The following is a 15,717-nucleotide window of genomic DNA, read 5'->3' as shown; positions in this document are numbered from 1 at the left end:
TAAACAATGTCCGATACGCTCGAACTGCAACAACCGGAATCTGGACAGCGAACTGCCGCTGGCTCGCATTCCGATGAGCAAACCAAGCTCCGTGTACGAGGGCTCAGGAAGACCTACGGAGCGGTGACCGCACTCGAAAGCGCCGACCTCGACTTGGAGAAGGGCGAGTTCGTCACCTTGCTCGGCCCTTCAGGCTCAGGGAAAACAACCCTCTTGATGGCTGTAGCAGGGTTGAGTGAGCCGGAGGCGGGCGAAATCTGGATTGACGGGAACCTGGCCACTTACCTCCCTGCGCATAAGCGGGACTTGGGGATGGTCTTTCAGAACTATGCTTTGTTTCCGCACATGTCCATCGCGGAGAACATCGCGTTTCCTCTGAAGATGCGAAGGTTTCCTACAGAGAAGATTCAATCTGCCGTTTCGCGCGCGTTGGCGCTCGTGCATCTTTCTTCAGTTGCCCATCGTCTACCTACGCAGTTGTCTGGCGGGCAACAGCAGCGAATTGCGGTCGCGCGCGCACTTGTGTACGAGCCCTCAATCATCCTGATGGATGAGCCTTTAGGGGCGTTGGACAAGAATTTGAGGGACGACATGCAGCTAGAAATCAAACATCTGCATGAACAGCTGGGAGGCACGTTCCTTTACGTTACTCACGACCAAGAAGAAGCGCTCACAATGTCCGACCGCGTGTGCTTGATGAATCACGCTCGGATTGAACAACTCGGAACGCCGCATGAACTGTACTTCAGCCCGGCAACCCTCTTTGCCGCCAAGTTCATCGGAGAGTCGAATCTATTGCGAGGAGTGGTCGGACGACCCGTCAACGAATCCTGCAAGGAAGTGCACGTCTACGAAGGGTGTGTTCTCGTTGCGAAGACGTCGCTTCCAGCGGGACATGGTGTCAACGTCGTTACCCGCCCAGAATGGCTAAGCCCTGACCGCGACGCACTCCACATGAACAAATTGGTGGGGGAGGTTCTCGAGGTCATCCTTTCTGGAGCGGTAACAAAAGCGTTCGTGAAGTTGCCGAACGATTCGGTCGTTAAGGTATCAAGTCTGACCAGCCCGACGTCTCATCGCTTCCATAAAGGTGATGTCGTGACGCTCAGCTGCTCGAGCGACAGCGCGCTCATCTTCGACGAAATTACGGGGAAGCGAGCATGAACACGCCTAGCACAGCGAAGCCACGTAGCCTAAGTCCACTTGACGTTCCCGCAACGGTCCGCAATCGCGCATATCGAATCGGAAAGTTCCGCGAGTGGTTGCCAGGTCTGCCCGCCGCGCTCCTTGTGATTGTCGCTTTCCTTGGTCCGGTCCTGTATCTGGTCAGCTCAAGCTTCTCGGTAGATGGCAGCTTCCCGACGGTCGCAAACTATGTCCGACTTGCACACACGCCAGTCTATCTAGGTATTCTCGGACTCACCCTTCGCACTGCGGCGGTGACAACGTTGCTGGTTTTGCTTGCCGCCTACCCGGTCGCATTCTTGTTGGCGACTTGCAAAGCTTCGATTCGCTCGCGCTTGATAATCCTAGTCCTTCTGCCGTTTTGGACCAGCTTCGTAATTCGTTGCTTTGCCTGGATTGTTATTCTTGGTCGTCAGGGGGTTCTGAACAAGCTATTGCTCAGCCTTGGACTGGTCGATACCCCTGTGGCAATGGTGTTCAATACGACCGGCGTCCTCGTCGGAATGATGCACGCGATGATGCCGCTTTGTGTCGTCTCGATGCTCTCTGTGATGGATGGCATCGACATGAACCTCATGCGAGCGGCGGGGACCTTGGGAGCACCCAAATCTCAGGCGTTCTGGCGGGTCTACTTTCCGCTCTCGCTTTCCGGCGTATGCTCTGGCGGGCTCTTGGTTTTCATCGTCTCCATGGGTTTCTTCATTACCCCCGCGTTGCTGGGCGGCGCCAAGGACCAGATGATTTCGCAACTCATCATCTTCCAGGTTCAGACAACGCTCGACTGGGGTTTTGCTGGAGCGATTGCGGTGCTTTTGTTGCTCACAATCGTCGCCCTCTTTTTCCTGTACAACGCGCTGTTCGGTCTCTCCACCATGCCTGCGACCATAGGCAGGTCAATGCCTCGGGAGCAGGGGGGCGGTGCGCTCAAACGCGTCGGTAACGCCGTCCTTGGACTCGCTGCGTCCGTCTGCGAGACCGCTGGCCGTGCCATGGAGGCCTTGCTCCCACATCGCGCAGATACTCGCCGACTGGTGTCTGGCCGAGTTGTAGCATGGATTGTTGGCGGGACAATCCTCGCATTCCTCGCGGTTCCGGCATTCTTTGTTATTCCCGTCTCGTTCACCGGCGCAGGCTATCTCTCTTGGCCCCCGCAAGGTTTCAGCGTGCGGTGGTATCAACAAATCTTCGAGTCCTCCGTATGGTGGGATGCAGCAGGTCGGTCGATGGCAATTGGATGTTCCACGGCTCTGCTCGCAACGATAGTTGGTACACCAGCCGCCTTCGCGCTTGTGCGTGGCCGATTTCGCGCGAAGGGCACGCTGATGGCGTTGCTCATAATGCCGATGATGGTCCCGAGCATTATCACGGCGCTGGCGCTATTCAAGCTCTTCTCCTTCCTCGGCATGGTTGGGACTAACGCTGCGTTGGTAATCGGGCATTCCATCCTGGCTATTCCGTATGTGGTGGTCAGTATGGTTGCTGTGCTCAAGGGTTATGACATCCGGCTTGACGAAGCGGCCTTCACACTCGGCGCCTCTCGCGCCCAAACGTTGAGGTTAGTCACGCTGCCAGTTCTGAAGGGGGGCTTATTCGCCGCGTTCACCTTTGCGTTCGCCATATCTTTTGATGAACTCACCGTAGCTCTGTTTCTTACCGGTGGCGAAATCAAGACGCTTCCGCGCGCGCTCTGGGATGCCGCGCTGTTGAATGTCACGCCGGAACTCACCGCTGTCGCAAGCCTGCTATTGCTCACGGTGACGTTGGTTGTACTTGTGGGAGCGACAACGCGACGTAGGCGTGGATAGGGAACTCAGGCGTAGCTGTATCCCGCGAGGATACGGGCAGATTAGAGAGCATGCGTGACATGCAGTGCAACTATGTAACTCGCAAGATTCGACAGACTGTTGACTTGTTGAAAACGGTTCGATGCCGCGATTCGACTTGTTGGATGAACTCCGTGAGCGTCTAATGAACTGGACGGCGCCTGAAACGGGCAGACTTGGCAACTCAACACCACTGCAGCTCATCGCTGCAACCATTTGAAGGGAGAAATAGATGGACGCGACGATTGAGCGTGCAAGTGCGGTGAAGGGCGGAGGCGCAACGAAGGACGCATCGAACCTGCCGTCAGACCGACAGCTGTTTCGCGCGGTTGCGGGTTCGTGGGCGGCGGGCGTGGCTGTTATCACGTCCATTGATGCCGCGGGGGCGCCCCATGGGCTGACGATGACAGCGGTTAGTTCGCTTTCGATTGACCCTCAGCAATTTCTCATCAGCGTTGCGGAGACATCTGAGACGCTTAGAGCGATTCGTGAGAGCAACGTCTTCTGCATCAATATGCTTGAGTCCAGGCAAGAAGAGGTGTCTCGTCGATTCGCCACCAAGACGCCGGACAAATTCGATGGTGTCGCATACACGTCGCTGCCGTCAGGCGCGCCGCTCATCGATGAGGCTCTTGCGTACGTAGAGTGCGAGGTCGTCCAGATGTTTAAGAGTGGAGACCATCAACTCATTGTTGGTGCGGTACTGGGACTTGCCACTTTCGACGGCGAGCCGTTGCTCCACTACCGTGGTGGCTACAAGCGTCTGACGTCTTAACCTTGATTTCGTACTTGAGGCCGCCTACACGTCGGCCAAAATCTTTCACGGAGTGGTGATGAAAAGAAGCGGAAAAATGAAGCTTGGACTCTCCATGCGGAGCCTCGGTTATCACGTCGCCGCATGGCGACATCCCGATGCCCCTCCGCTTGGAGCGTTGAACTTCGAAAGTTTCTATTGGGCTGCACAGGCGGCGGAACGGGCGAAGTTCGATATGGTCTTCTTCGCGGACAGTCTTTCGGTTCGCGGCAGAGATGAGCCGAAGGGCGCTGCCGCCCGGTCGAGTTGGAACCTCGAACTCGAACCAATCACGGTGATTTCTGCGCTTGCGCCACTGACGAAGAATATCGGTTTGGTTGCAACTGCATCGACGACTTACAACGAGCCGTTCCATCTGGCGCGGAAGTTTGCGTCGGTCGATTTCATCAGCGGCGGTCGAGCCGGTTGGAACATGGTTACCTCGTGGTCTGATGACGAAGCGAAAAACTTCTCACAAACACATACGAAAGACTACGATTTCCGATACGAAAGAGGGGCGGAGTTCATCGACGTGGTGAACGGGCTCTGGGATAGCTGGGACGATGACGCTATCGAAAGAAACCAGCAGTCGGGCGTATTCTATGACGCGACCAAGGTGCACTCGCTGAATCATGTCGGCAAGCACTTCAAGGTGGCGGGTCCATTGACGGTAGCGCGAACCCCCCAAGGGCGTCCCATCATCGTACAGGCAGGTGAATCAGAGCAGGGGCGGGAGATTGCTGCCGCGTCCGCCGATGTGGTGTACACCGCGTCCGATGAGATACAACGAGCCAAGGCGTTTTATGCGTCGGTCAAAGGACGGATGGAAAAGTACGGCAGACCGATGGATGCGCTCAAAATACTGCCTGGCTTGACGCCATTCGTCGGTCGAACACTGCAAGAAGCGCAGGACAAGCACGACCAGTTGCAAGAGCTTATTGACCCATTGGTTGGCCTCGGCGCTCTGTCGCGCAAGGTGGGAGACCTATCCGACTTGCCGCTCGACGAGCCGCTGACTCGCATTGCAGGCGCGAGGATGAAAAGTGCTGGCGACAAAGTCATGGCAATCGTCAAGGAAGAGAACCTTACGCTGCGACAGTTGTATCAACGTTTTGCCTCGGCGAACGGTTCACGCGTCGTCATCGGGACCGCGTCACAAATTGCCGACACGATGCAAGAGTGGTACGAGGCGTACGCCGCCGACGGTTTCAACATCACCGCGGCGAGGCTTCCCGCAGACATGGAGTCGTTTGGCGAGTTGGTCGTCCCCGAACTCCAGCGTCGCGGTGTGTTCCGCACGGAGTATGAGGCTTCGACGCTCAGAGAGAATCTGGGCTTGCCGAGCGCCGAGAGTCGGTACGCAGGCGGTGAAGGCGTTCGAAGTGTCACGGAAATTCTTGCTGCCGCTGGCGCGGCGTCATGACACCAGATGGCGACGTTGCCGGCCCGTTGAGGGTCGGCAATCCACCGATGCCCAAGCGATTCAATTTGCTCATCGAGCTTTCGAAGCCGAGCCCGCACCGAAAGGCGGTACTATTCATGCTTGCCACCGCGTTACTGATTCCAGCGGTGAATGCGGATGTCGCATACCTTTCCCATCGCTATCCGGTCGCTCAGTTGCTGTGGGCGAGATATGCAGGGCATCTCGGCTTTATGCTTCTATTCTTTGTACCTCGACGAGGTCTGTCAATCTTTCAATCGACAAGGCCCGGTTTGCAAGCGAGTCGCTCAGCAATATTCTGCGTTGGCTCATTTGTGATGTTTTACGCGTTGGGCTATGTTCCAGTCGCAACTGCAACTGCGGTGAGCTTCACCGCTCCCCTCATCGTGACCGCGCTTTCACCACACTTCCTAAAGGAAACGGTTAGACGGAGGAACTGGGCCGCTGTCCTCTTGGGCTTTCTGGGCACATTGATAATCGTGCGTCCAGGAATTGGAGGGATGCATCCCGCGGCGCTTCTTATCCTTATAAGTGCATTGGGCTCGGCGACAACCCAAGTAATGTCGAGGAAGCTGGCGTCACATGACAGCCCCGAAACGTCGAACCTCTACATGGCAAGCGTCGGCTTCTTTCTGTCCAGTCTCTTCATGCCGTGGGTGTGGACATCGCCGAACGCAGTGGTCGATGCGGTATTCATGAGCGCGCTAGGTCTCTTTGGAGGATGTGGGCACTATTGCCTTGTGCGTGCCTTCGAAATCGCTCCAGCCCCATTCGTTGCGCCATTCAATTACGCGCAGATAGTCGGAGCAGCTCTGCTCGGCTTTATATGCTTTCGTCAGATTCCCGATGCGGGGACATTGATGGGGACATGCATCATAGTAATCAGCGGTCTCGGCGCTCTATCCACGCGACAACGGTCATCAGCTGCTCGAGCGTAACGTAACGTTGCGAGTGGTTGGCATAGCGCCTAACCCGATTTCCTTGTTCCAACGGGAAGCTCATGCCTCAACAATTCAGTCCATCGCTAATCGAGGCGCTCGACCAAAGAGTATTACGGTATTTCTTGGCTGTCGTCCGGGCTGGTTCCGTGAGAGGAGGCGCAGAGGCCCTTCACGTGACTCCTTCCGCTGTGAGCCGACAGATATCAATCTTGGAGTCCACCTGTGGGCACGTTCTCCTTGAGCGTTTGACACGAGGGGTGGCTCCTACAGAAGCGGGACGAGTCGTTGCCGAATTCGCGCAGCGCCAAGTGCAGCATGCAGAGCTTTTGCTTGACCGCCTTCGAACGATTGACGGGGTTCGTCAGGCGACCATCAGACTCTGGTGCGGAGATGGACTGATTGGCGACCTGCTGTTAAACGGGCTTCCGCCTGTCCTTAAGGAGAATCCGCACATCGCGATTCGACTCGTGTCAGCGACGACAGACGGGATTCTTGAGGCAGTAAGCGAGGGAGTCGCGGACATCGGGCTCGCATACCACACGCCAGAGCATCCTGATGTGGAGGCGTATCGAGAGAGTCAGCAGCCTGTTGTGGCGATAGTGTCGTCGTGCCATCGTTTCGTTGGCGAACAGTCGATGCGGCTCAAGCAGTTCGAATTGGAGCCGGCTGCGCTTCATCCACGCGGTCATGCTGTCCGTGAGCTGCTGGGCCGGGTGGAAGCACAACAGGACTTTCGATTGAGCACGAGCTTCGAAACGGTTTCCCATGAGGCAATGCGCCTGTTTGTGCGGGCTGGGCTGGGCGTCACTTTCGCTCCGGCGTATGTATGCGAGAACGAGTACGCACAGAATAGTCTAGCGATAGTCCCCTTGGCGGAGCCTGTCTTGAACGCCGCCAACGTGCAGTTGTTGGTTAAGGCAGGTAGAAAGCTTCCGGAAACTGTAGAAGCGCTTGCACTGAGTCTGGCGCGCAGGATGAAAGCGTTTGCTCCGACTTCCTGAGGGGGTACTCTCGCCGTGAGAAAAAGACGTCCTTCCATTATTGGCTTTGATGTCTGAAGAACTTCTATAGAAGTAGAAGAGTAAAAGACATCTTTAGCGACCTCTCTTATACGTTCACCGCGTCGCTACTGTCGTATCCCGCAGTGGAGGGAACCGGGGGATGACACAAAAAAGAGGCACGGCGATGGGTAGTCGCGGTGCCTCAAAGCGCCCTCTCAGACGAGAGAGGAGACCATTGAAGAAGCGTTCAGGGGCGACGATTCAGCCGGTTGCGGCTCATGCCTGTGCAAATTCGATAATCGTGTTGCCGGCGGAATCAGGAGTCACTGCGACGCCTTTGCTCGTGCGAGCATAGGCGACGCCATTTTCTTTTAGCGTGCGCTCGGTGGTCGCGATGTCGCGAACCTGCACCTGCAGAGCGATTCCGTGAGGTTTTTCCGTGTAGGCGACTGGCAAGCCCACCGGGGAAAACCGTTCCTTAGCTTGTTCCAAAGTCAATGCGACCATCTTGCCGCAACCCGTGTCGGCTTCGACGTGACCGTCGACTCGTTTGGTCTGCTCGGTGCCGAAGAGCTTCTGCCACCTATCCTCGAGCAGACTCAGGTCGGGAGTGACATAGACGACTTCAAGAACGGCGTCAGCCCCATTGGGGTGGTTCTGCCAGTCCTTGCGCCAGATGAACTCAGGGCGATGTTGTTGGCACAGGAAGTTCGACGCGTCGCCGAGCTCCGTGTCCAAAATCATGCCGAGCGACACAACGGCCTCATCGGGCGAGCCGTCAGGCGCAGTAATCTTGCGGCGAAAGTCGACGCGTTGCTGCGTGGGCAAACCCGTTGCTTTTACAGCGGAAAAGTCACCCTCAATGTCCTTGCTGTGAAGCGACACCAGCCCTAGCCCTTCGGAGCGTGCCAGAAACTCGCCAAGCAGTCTTCCGTAACAAAACCCGTTCACCTCACCCGTACCGAATTTTGACGAGTCGTCGACGCCGATGAGTTCGATGAAGTTGTTCTCGAACATCATCAGCGTAAGCACCGACCCCCACGGATGGTACGAAATGGGGCTGGGCGAGAAACCAAGGCGTTTGTACTTCTCGACGGCTTCCGGGTGATTTCTCACCGAAACGACGGGATGGTCGATGCCCAGACGATGCTGATTTGGAGGAATCATCCGAATACCCTTAGTTATTTGAAGGTGCCGTGATGGCTGCGTAGCTTGCCGCGACCGACTTAATCACTTTTGCTGGAACGCCGGCCGCAACCATGTTTGCCGGTATCGAGTGCCTGACAACGCTTCCGGCTGCGACGACGGCGTTCTCGCCAATTTCGATGTTGCCAAGGACGGTGGCGTGGGCGGCAAGCGTCGCGCCGCGCCGTACCTTCGGATGGCGGTCGCCGGACTCGGAGAAGGTGCTGCCGAGCGTGACGCCGTGCCACATACTGACTTCGTCCTCAACTACTGCGGTTTCGCCGATGACGATTCCCATTGCGTGGTCGACGAAGAGCCCTTTCCCAATGCGGGCTGCGGGATGAATATCTACGTTGAACTGCTTGGCGCACCAGTTCTGTAGGAGGACAGCGAATGTCTTCTCGCCTGCCGTCCAGTAGGCATGGGCGACACGATGGAACTGGACCGCCTGAATTCCGCGAAACGAGAGAAATGCCGAGAGGGCGTTCGGACAGGCGGGATTGGCGCTGGCAATCTTGTGAACATCAGCAGCCGCGCTTTGGTCGATGTTCTCCGTCGAGATGACCTTGGCAAACTCGTCGCTGAAGTCGGGCAGGGTCTTGTCCATGCTCGCCAGTTCATCGGCAAGCAGCAAGGCAAGAGCGTGACCTAATGTGTCATGTGAAAGGACGCGGCGCTCGTAGTACGGCCGCATTGCGGGGCGTGCTGCTGCTTCGCGCTCGGCGTCCTTCCGAATCGTCGCCCAGACGTCGATTTGATTGGTGCTTTCCATGATTCAGCCCTCCTTTTCCGTAAGTCTGGGCTCGACAATAAGAACGTCAAATGCCTCGAACGCGGTTTTTTGTTCGAAAAATTAGATGCCTTTAACTCATCGGAACGCGCGCATCTGCGAGTGCATGAGTTGCAGCAGCTTGTTCGATGCGACGGAAAGCTTCCTGCCGACCCGGGTGACCAGGTGCGCTTCTGCGTTGGCAAGCAGGGGATGGTCGATGGGAATGGCGACGAGGTCTCCCGCATCCAATTCCGTGGAGACCGAAAACGCGGGTAAGCAGGCGATTCCCAGCCCCGATTTCACAAACTGCTTGAGGATGGCAATCGAGTTTGTCGTGACAACGGGGTCCAGCCGAATCTTCTCGGCGAACTCAACCGCTTGGAGCATTTGCCTAGTGCCGTATGAGGCGTGAGTTGCCGCGAGAGGGAACGAAGCCAATTCCTGCACAGTCATGGGCTTGTCACGTGCAGCTCGGGGAAAACCCGGCCCGACGATTGCCATCAACGGCTGCATGCGCGATGCCCGCGAAACAATTTTGGGCTCGGGAGGTGGGTTGTACACGAGACCAATCTCGCCTTCGTCCTCGGTGATTTTCCGCATCACCTCGTTGGTACCAGCAAGGTCGAGATTGACCTTCACGCCGGGGTATTGCTTGCAGAAATGTTGCATCGGACCGGACAGAACGTCCGACACGAAGCCTTCGCCCAAGACGACGTTGACGTGGCCTGTGCGCAGTCCGCGGAGCTCTTGAAGGCGCGTCAGCAGGTCGTCCCGGTGAGCCACCTGCTCCCGGAAGTACTCAATCACGAACTGTCCGGCCTCGGTTGGCTTCACACCTCGGGCGTGTCGCTCGACAAGCGAAGCGTCCAATTCCGTCTCCAGAAGCCCAATTTGCCGGCTGACCGCCGAGGGTGCCACGTTGAGCCAATCCGCTGCTGCGCGAATCGTTCCGAACCGAACCGCCTCATAGAAGTAGACGATTCTGCTTTCCGTCAGGTTCTCTGCCATTGATGTCACCGTGCTAATTTTTAGAACAATCTGAGTATTGGCGTTTATTGATTATAGGGTTCCAAAAGTCCAACATGGCAACTCGAACAGTCGAAAACGTGGAACGGCCACGCTGCGAGCTGCGAACTCAAGAGACTTGGAGCCAAAGATATGAAGACGGTTGGTGTTATTGGACTGGGCAACATGGGACGCGGAATGGCGCTCTCGCTCAAGCGTGGTGGCTACAACGTGCTGGGCTTCGATGCCGCTCCGGGCGTCGCAGAGAAACTGCAGGAAGAGGGCGTTCAAGCACGTGCTTCCATCGCCGATATCACCCGCGACTCGGACGTGCTGATTCTCTCGCTGCCCACGTCGGACATCGTGGAGAAGGTCGTCCTGGGCGAAGGCGGCGTTGCGTCCAATGCGAAGCCGGGCCTCATCGTTGTCGACACTACGACGGCTGACCCGAACAGCACGCGCAAGGTCGCTGCAGCACTCGGCGAAGTGAAAGTCGGTCTCGTCGACGGTCCTGTTAGCGGCGGTCCGAAGGGCGCTGCAACAGCAACGATGACTATGGTGCTCGGCGGTTCGGACGAGGATGTCGCGGCCGTTGAACCCATTCTCGCGGTCATGAGCGCGAAGCGCGTACACGTCGGCCCCGTGGGCGCCGGCCACGTGACCAAAATCATCAACAACCTTCTTACGGGCGTTCATCTGCTGGCCACGAGCGAAGCAATTCGCGCGGCAGAGGCCGTAGGCGTAAATCCCGAGAAACTTGTCGAAGCGCTCAATGGCGGCTCGGGCCGCAACAGCTCGACGCTCACGAACTATCCCACCTGGATTTTCAACGACAAGTTCGATTCCGGCTTCACGATGAAGCTGATGCGCAAGGACGTTCGTTTGGCGATGGAGCTCCTGAAGAGTGTCAACGCGAACGCGCCCATCGCAAAGGAAACCGGGCGCCTGTGGGCAAAGAGCGCTGACTCAATCGGCGACGCGGAAGATTTCAACCGCATCGTCCAGTTCATCGACAAGCAATAAATCACCGAATAGAGGAGCCAAAAGTGCAATCCAACAGTACCGAGAATCTGCTTTCCGCCTTTGCACACTTCTTCCCGAACGCGAAGGAAGTCGGTTCGTACATCAACGGCGAGATGGTCGTGGGCGCAGGCGAAACCGTCCAACTGTTCGACCCGGCGACAGGCGAGAAGAGCGTTGCCTATCCGGACGGTGGCGCTGAAGTGGTCGCGCAGGCGTCTGCTGCAGCCATGCGCGCACAGAAAGAATGGTGGGCTCTGACGCACGCGGCTCGCGGGCGCGTGATGTTCGCCATCGCCAATGAAATTCGCAAGGAAATCGAGCCGCTCGCGCGACTCGAGTCGATTGCAGCTGGCAAGCCTATCCGTGACTGTCGTGGTGAAGTCGCGAAGGTGGCCGAGCAGTTCGAATACTACGGCGGCTGGGCAGATAAGTTCTACGGCGATGTGATTCCGGTGCCGACGACGCACCTGAACTACACGCGGCGCGAGCCGATGGGAACGGTGCTGCAGATTACGCCGTGGAACGCGCCGATGAACACGTGCGGCTGGCAGGTGGCGCCGGCTATCGCCATGGGTAACGCCGTGTTGCTGAAACCGTCGGAACTCACGCCCTTCACCTCGCTGGTGGTCGGCCTCCTGATTGAGCGTGCGGGTGCACCGAAGGGTCTCGTGAGCGTACTCAGCGGCTACGGCCACACCGTCGCGCAGGCTGCTATCGCAAATCAGGCAATCAAGAAGGTCGTGTTCGTCGGCTCGCCGGCAACCGGCGTTCGTATCGCCGAAGCTGCTGCCAAGCGTGTTCTACCTTGCGTGCTCGAACTCGGCGGCAAGTCGGCCAACATCGTCTTTGAAGATGCCGACAAGCGCCTTGCAGCGCTCGGTGCTCAAGCGGCGATTTTTGCGGCCTGCGGACAGAGTTGCGTTGCGGGCTCCCGCCTGTTGGTGCAAAAGTCCATCTACGACGAATTCGTGCAGCTCGTTGCCAACGGCGCAAACAAAATCAAGGTCGGTGCGCCGCTCGATGATTCGACCGAAGTCGGTCCTATCAACAACAAGACGCAGTACGACCACGTCATGAAGATGATTGACAGCGGCGTTCAGGCAGGCGCCAAGCTGGCTGCGGGTTCCGCTGAGCGTTCGGACAAGGGCTACTTCGTTCGTCCGACAGTGCTCTCGAATGTCACCAATGACATGGACGTTGCACGCACCGAAATCTTCGGACCGGTCGTTGTTGCCATTCCGTTCGGAACCGAAGAGGAAGCCATCGAAATCGCGAACGACAGCGAATTCGGTCTGGCGGGCGCTGTTTGGACGAAGGACGTCGCGCGTGCGCATCGTGTCGCGGGCCAAATCAACGCGGGCACGTTCTGGATTAACGGCTACAAGTCCATCAACGTCGCGTCGCCGTTTGGCGGTTACGGCCGTAGCGGCTATGGCCGCTCAAGCGGAGTTGAAGCGCTGTACGAATACACGCAGACGAAGAGCATCTGGGTTGAGACGGCCAAAGAGCCGGCAACACCGTTCGGCTACTTCTAAATAGGTAGAGCGCTCCCCGGCTTGGCCGGGGAGCGAAGTGGAAATATTCGGAGACTACGGAAATGAGTACTTTGGCAATGAGACCGTCGGGGGGAGAGGGCATACGGTCGGCCAAGCTTTTTGCTTTTGCCGCAGCGATATTGATTGTCGCCGAGCTCATCGGTTCGTTCACGTTCAAGATTGGCCCCGGCAAGGTGGTCCTCTTGCCGATGATTTGGGCCCTCTTACTTGGTGCTGCGCTGGGTGTAATCAGTGACCGCTCGAAGAGTACCTTGCGCCTTGATGTCAAAACCCAGTTTTACGCTGCAGCTATCCTGCAGCCGGCATTGCTGCTCTTCATCGCAAAGCTTGGCTTGATGATTGGAAGCGCGTTGCCTAAGCTGGTGTCGGCAGGTTGGGCACTCGCTTTCCAAGAACTCGGACACTTCGTCGGGACCATTCTGCTGGGCCTCCCGCTTGCTCTATTACTGGGCATCAAGCGCGAAGCCATCGGCGCGACCTTCTCGGTAGGTCGTGAACCGAGTCTGGCAATCATCGGCGAGAAATACGGCATGGACTCCGCCGAGGGGCGCGGTGTCCTCGCTGAATATCTGACAGGCACGATTTTCGGAGCGGTCTTCATCGCAATCTTTGCCGGATTTGTCGCCAGTTTGGGAATCTTCGACCCGCTCGCACTGGCGATGGGCTCCGGAGTGGGGTCGGGCAGCATGATGGCCGCAGCCTCAGGAGCAATTGCCGCGCAACAAACACCGGAGATGGCGAAGTCCGTTCTCACATTCGCCGCCGCGAGCAATCTCATCACGACCACGGTCGGCACCTACTTCACGCTGTTCATTTCCTTGCCGATGGCCTTGTTCGGCTATCGCATTCTTGAACCGCTTATTGGCCGCACGACCAGTGCATCCAGCGCGTCCGAGGCAGCGCTGGCGAACCGTCCAAAGCTAGGCGACGTTGAGACCGAGGCACCGCATCTACGCTACGGCGGCAAAGTGCTGGCATGGGTCATTACCGCAGTGTTTGCCCTCATTTGCGACTGGATGACCCACGGTACGACGCCGTTGCAGGGATTGCCCGGCATGGTGACCATGCTTGTGGCGGTCGTCATTGGTGATGCACTCTCGACGATTACTGGGCGAAGAATTCCTGCGGTCTGCTGGGTCTCTTTCGTAGCGATGTTCGCGACTTCTCCTTGGTGTCCATGGGGTGCCCAGTTGGCTGACCTCAGCGCTCGCAACGATTTCCTGGGAGTTACCACGCCGATGTTGACGTTCGCAGGGCTCTCCATCGCGAAGGACCTGCCGGCCTTTCGGCGTCTGGGATGGCGCATCGTTCTCGTCTCTTTCGTTGCGAATGCGGGAACGTTCCTAGGCGCGACCATCGTCGCTCAGTTCTTCCATATCTGACCACCAGGAGCGCCGGCGAGTCCATGCCGGTGCTCGCCGAGCGAGGCAGTTTCCTATGGCAGTGAGTGTTTTCGACCTTTTCAAGATTGGAATCGGTCCGTCTAGTTCGCACACCGTGGGTCCGATGCGTGCGGCCCAAATGTTTGTTCATACGCTTGAGGATTCTGGAGCATTAGCGCAAGTCGCTCGCGTTCGTGCGGAGCTTTACGGCTCGCTTGGTGCAACGGGTAAGGGTCACGGCACGGATAAGGGGGTCATCCTTGGCCTAATGGGTGAGGCGCCGGACACTATCGATGCGGAAACCATTGAGGGCAAGCTCAGCGCCGTCGCCGAGACCTCCAAGCTTTCTTTGGCAGGGACTCACGGCATTCCCTTCACTGGGAAGCGCGACATCGTCTTCTATAGGCAGGCGCTGCCCGAACATCCGAATGGTCTCAAGCTCATTGCATTCGATAGCTCAGACAATGAGGTTCGGCGCTCAACCTATCTGTCCGTCGGTGGCGGATTTGTTGTCACCGCCGGCGCGGAAAACGGCCAAATCATCGCGGCGCCTGCGAAACTTCCTTATCACTTCAGCAGCGGCAAGGAACTCCTCGCGTTGTGCGAAGAGCATCACATGTCCGTGGCTCAACTCATGTTCAAAAACGAGTTGACGTGGCGTTCCGACAAGGAGGTCGTCGATGGACTCGACCGGATTTGGGAAGTGATGCAGGCCTGCGTCAGTCGTGGATGCCGCACGGAGGGCCACCTTCCTGGGCCGCTCCAGGTGAAGCGTCGTGCCGCAGCGTTGTACCAAAAGCTGACTGCGCGCGAGAAGGTCGACGGCGACCGTTCTCTTGCCGACATGGACTGGTTGAACCTCTTCGCACTGGCCGTGAACGAGGAGAACGCGGGCGGCGGGCGGGTCGTGACGGCTCCTACGAACGGGGCTGCAGGCATCATTCCGGCGGTCCTTCACTACTACTCGCAATTCTCACCCGGTGCGACCCGGCAAGGCATTTACGACTTCCTCCTGACTGCCGCGGCAGTTGGGACGCTGTACAAATTGAATGCGTCCATTTCCGGCGCGGAGGTTGGCTGCCAAGGCGAGGTCGGCGTCGCCTGCTCTATGGCCGCAGCCGGCCTGTGTGCTGCGCTCGGTGGGACGCCTCCACAGGTGGAGCACGCTGCGGAAATCGGAATGGAACACAACCTGGGTCTGACTTGCGACCCGGTCGGCGGCATGGTCCAGATTCCTTGCATCGAGCGGAACGCCATGGGTGCGGTGAAGGCCGTGAATGCCGTACGCATGGCGTTGTACGGGGATGGTACCCACTACGTGTCCCTCGACTCGGTCATCAAAACGATGATGCAGACGGGCGCGGACATGAAAACCAAATACAAAGAGACGTCACGAGGCGGCCTTGCCGTCAACATCATCGAATGCTGAAACACGGTGACGTCGGATACATGAGTCGAGCTAGGTCGTCCAAGAACAGAAATCCTGCAGAGTGAATATGAACGCAATCGCTGAAATCCAGGCATTCTCGGAAGTGAACCGCCCCGACTTTGTCGGAGACCGCCGAGTTTGGCGCTACGCCGCGCGAGCGGAGAGCACCAGATTCCGATTG

Annotated in this window: 13 protein-coding genes; 10 read left to right on the top strand and 3 right to left on the bottom strand. The window is 57.7% G+C overall.

Annotated features, from left to right (window positions below):
• The first annotated feature begins 6 nt into the window (after positions 1-6).
• The 6 genes from AWB79_RS36855 (at position 7) to AWB79_RS36830 (ending at position 7,184) form a co-directional block, all read left to right on the top strand.
• Positions 7-1,164, top strand: a complete 1,158-nt coding sequence (locus AWB79_RS36855) for an ABC transporter ATP-binding protein (protein WP_082862584.1) — start codon at positions 7-9, stop codon at positions 1,162-1,164.
• A complete protein-coding gene (locus tag AWB79_RS36850; RefSeq protein ID WP_061172403.1) occupies positions 1,161-2,990 on the top strand; it encodes an ABC transporter permease subunit in 1,830 nt (609 codons plus the stop codon). The genes AWB79_RS36855 and AWB79_RS36850 overlap by 4 nt, the downstream gene beginning before the upstream one ends.
• Positions 2,991-3,240: 250 nt before the next feature.
• Positions 3,241-3,783 (top strand): flavin reductase family protein, encoded by a 543-nt coding sequence (locus AWB79_RS36845; protein WP_061172402.1) that lies wholly within the window; start codon positions 3,241-3,243, stop codon positions 3,781-3,783.
• 58 nt (positions 3,784-3,841) lie between these two features.
• Complete coding sequence (locus AWB79_RS36840; RefSeq protein WP_061172401.1) at positions 3,842-5,224, top strand: LLM class flavin-dependent oxidoreductase; 1,383 nt, start codon at positions 3,842-3,844, stop codon at positions 5,222-5,224.
• Entirely contained in the window at positions 5,221-6,180 is a 960-nt protein-coding gene (locus AWB79_RS41125) for a DMT family transporter (RefSeq protein ID WP_082862583.1), read from the top strand. The genes AWB79_RS36840 and AWB79_RS41125 overlap by 4 nt, the downstream gene beginning before the upstream one ends.
• A gap of 62 nt (positions 6,181-6,242) precedes the next feature.
• Positions 6,243-7,184, top strand: coding sequence for a LysR family transcriptional regulator (locus AWB79_RS36830; RefSeq protein ID WP_061172399.1), 942 nt, complete (start codon positions 6,243-6,245; stop codon positions 7,182-7,184).
• Between the two features lie 276 nt (positions 7,185-7,460).
• Here AWB79_RS36830 and AWB79_RS36825 read toward each other — a convergent pair whose 3' ends face one another.
• From AWB79_RS36825 to AWB79_RS36815, 3 genes are all read right to left on the bottom strand, one after another.
• Positions 7,461-8,351, bottom strand: coding sequence for a VOC family protein (locus AWB79_RS36825; protein WP_061172398.1), 891 nt, complete (start codon positions 8,349-8,351; stop codon positions 7,461-7,463).
• A 10-nt stretch (positions 8,352-8,361) separates the two neighbouring features.
• Positions 8,362-9,141, bottom strand: a complete 780-nt coding sequence (epsC, locus tag AWB79_RS36820; RefSeq protein ID WP_061172397.1) for a serine O-acetyltransferase EpsC — start codon at positions 9,139-9,141, stop codon at positions 8,362-8,364.
• A 96-nt stretch (positions 9,142-9,237) separates the two neighbouring features.
• Positions 9,238-10,149, bottom strand: a complete 912-nt coding sequence (locus AWB79_RS36815; RefSeq protein WP_061172396.1) for a LysR family transcriptional regulator — start codon at positions 10,147-10,149, stop codon at positions 9,238-9,240.
• A 150-nt stretch (positions 10,150-10,299) separates the two neighbouring features.
• On the opposite strand from AWB79_RS36815, the gene AWB79_RS36810 reads away from it, so the two are divergent.
• The 4 genes from AWB79_RS36810 to AWB79_RS36795 all read left to right on the top strand — a co-directional run bounded on the left by AWB79_RS36810 (position 10,300) and on the right by AWB79_RS36795 (position 15,536).
• Positions 10,300-11,169, top strand: coding sequence for an NAD(P)-dependent oxidoreductase (locus AWB79_RS36810; protein WP_061172395.1), 870 nt, complete (start codon positions 10,300-10,302; stop codon positions 11,167-11,169).
• A gap of 23 nt (positions 11,170-11,192) precedes the next feature.
• Positions 11,193-12,704 (top strand): aldehyde dehydrogenase family protein, encoded by a 1,512-nt coding sequence (locus tag AWB79_RS36805; protein WP_061172394.1) that lies wholly within the window; start codon positions 11,193-11,195, stop codon positions 12,702-12,704.
• Positions 12,705-12,781: 77 nt separating this feature from the next.
• Positions 12,782-14,107 carry a DUF3100 domain-containing protein gene (locus tag AWB79_RS36800; RefSeq protein WP_374728591.1) on the top strand — a complete coding sequence of 442 codons (1,326 nt, stop codon included), beginning with the start codon at positions 12,782-12,784 and terminating at the stop codon, positions 14,105-14,107.
• A gap of 55 nt (positions 14,108-14,162) precedes the next feature.
• A complete protein-coding gene (locus tag AWB79_RS36795; protein ID WP_061172392.1) occupies positions 14,163-15,536 on the top strand; it encodes an L-serine ammonia-lyase in 1,374 nt (457 codons plus the stop codon).
• Positions 15,537-15,717: the final 181 nt, after the last annotated feature.

Origin of the sequence: Caballeronia hypogeia (assembly GCF_001544875.2) — a bacterium.
GTDB classification, from domain to species: Bacteria; Pseudomonadota; Gammaproteobacteria; order Burkholderiales; family Burkholderiaceae; genus Caballeronia; species Caballeronia hypogeia.
The sequence above is the reverse complement of the archived record's forward strand: the minus strand, read 5'-3'. Positions and strand labels throughout refer to the sequence as shown.

What these genes read in the sequence shown, in the direction of transcription:
- AWB79_RS36830 (WP_061172399.1), top strand. Translation starts at nt 6,243, where the DNA reads ATGCCTCAACAATTCAGTCCATCGCTAATCGAGGCGCTCGACCAAAGA.
- AWB79_RS36800 (WP_374728591.1), top strand. Translation starts at nt 12,782, where the DNA reads ATGAGACCGTCGGGGGGAGAGGGCATACGGTCGGCCAAGCTTTTTGCT.
- AWB79_RS36845 (WP_061172402.1), top strand. Translation starts at nt 3,241, where the DNA reads ATGGACGCGACGATTGAGCGTGCAAGTGCGGTGAAGGGCGGAGGCGCA.
- AWB79_RS36825 (WP_061172398.1), bottom strand. Translation starts at nt 8,351, where the DNA reads ATGATTCCTCCAAATCAGCATCGTCTGGGCATCGACCATCCCGTCGTT.
- AWB79_RS36795 (WP_061172392.1), top strand. Translation starts at nt 14,163, where the DNA reads ATGGCAGTGAGTGTTTTCGACCTTTTCAAGATTGGAATCGGTCCGTCT.
- AWB79_RS36815 (WP_061172396.1), bottom strand. Translation starts at nt 10,149, where the DNA reads ATGGCAGAGAACCTGACGGAAAGCAGAATCGTCTACTTCTATGAGGCG.
- AWB79_RS36840 (WP_061172401.1), top strand. Translation starts at nt 3,842, where the DNA reads ATGAAAAGAAGCGGAAAAATGAAGCTTGGACTCTCCATGCGGAGCCTC.
- AWB79_RS36855 (WP_082862584.1), top strand. Translation starts at nt 7, where the DNA reads ATGTCCGATACGCTCGAACTGCAACAACCGGAATCTGGACAGCGAACT.
- AWB79_RS36810 (WP_061172395.1), top strand. Translation starts at nt 10,300, where the DNA reads ATGAAGACGGTTGGTGTTATTGGACTGGGCAACATGGGACGCGGAATG.
- AWB79_RS36850 (WP_061172403.1), top strand. Translation starts at nt 1,161, where the DNA reads ATGAACACGCCTAGCACAGCGAAGCCACGTAGCCTAAGTCCACTTGAC.
- epsC (WP_061172397.1), bottom strand. Translation starts at nt 9,141, where the DNA reads ATGGAAAGCACCAATCAAATCGACGTCTGGGCGACGATTCGGAAGGAC.
- AWB79_RS41125 (WP_082862583.1), top strand. Translation starts at nt 5,221, where the DNA reads ATGACACCAGATGGCGACGTTGCCGGCCCGTTGAGGGTCGGCAATCCA.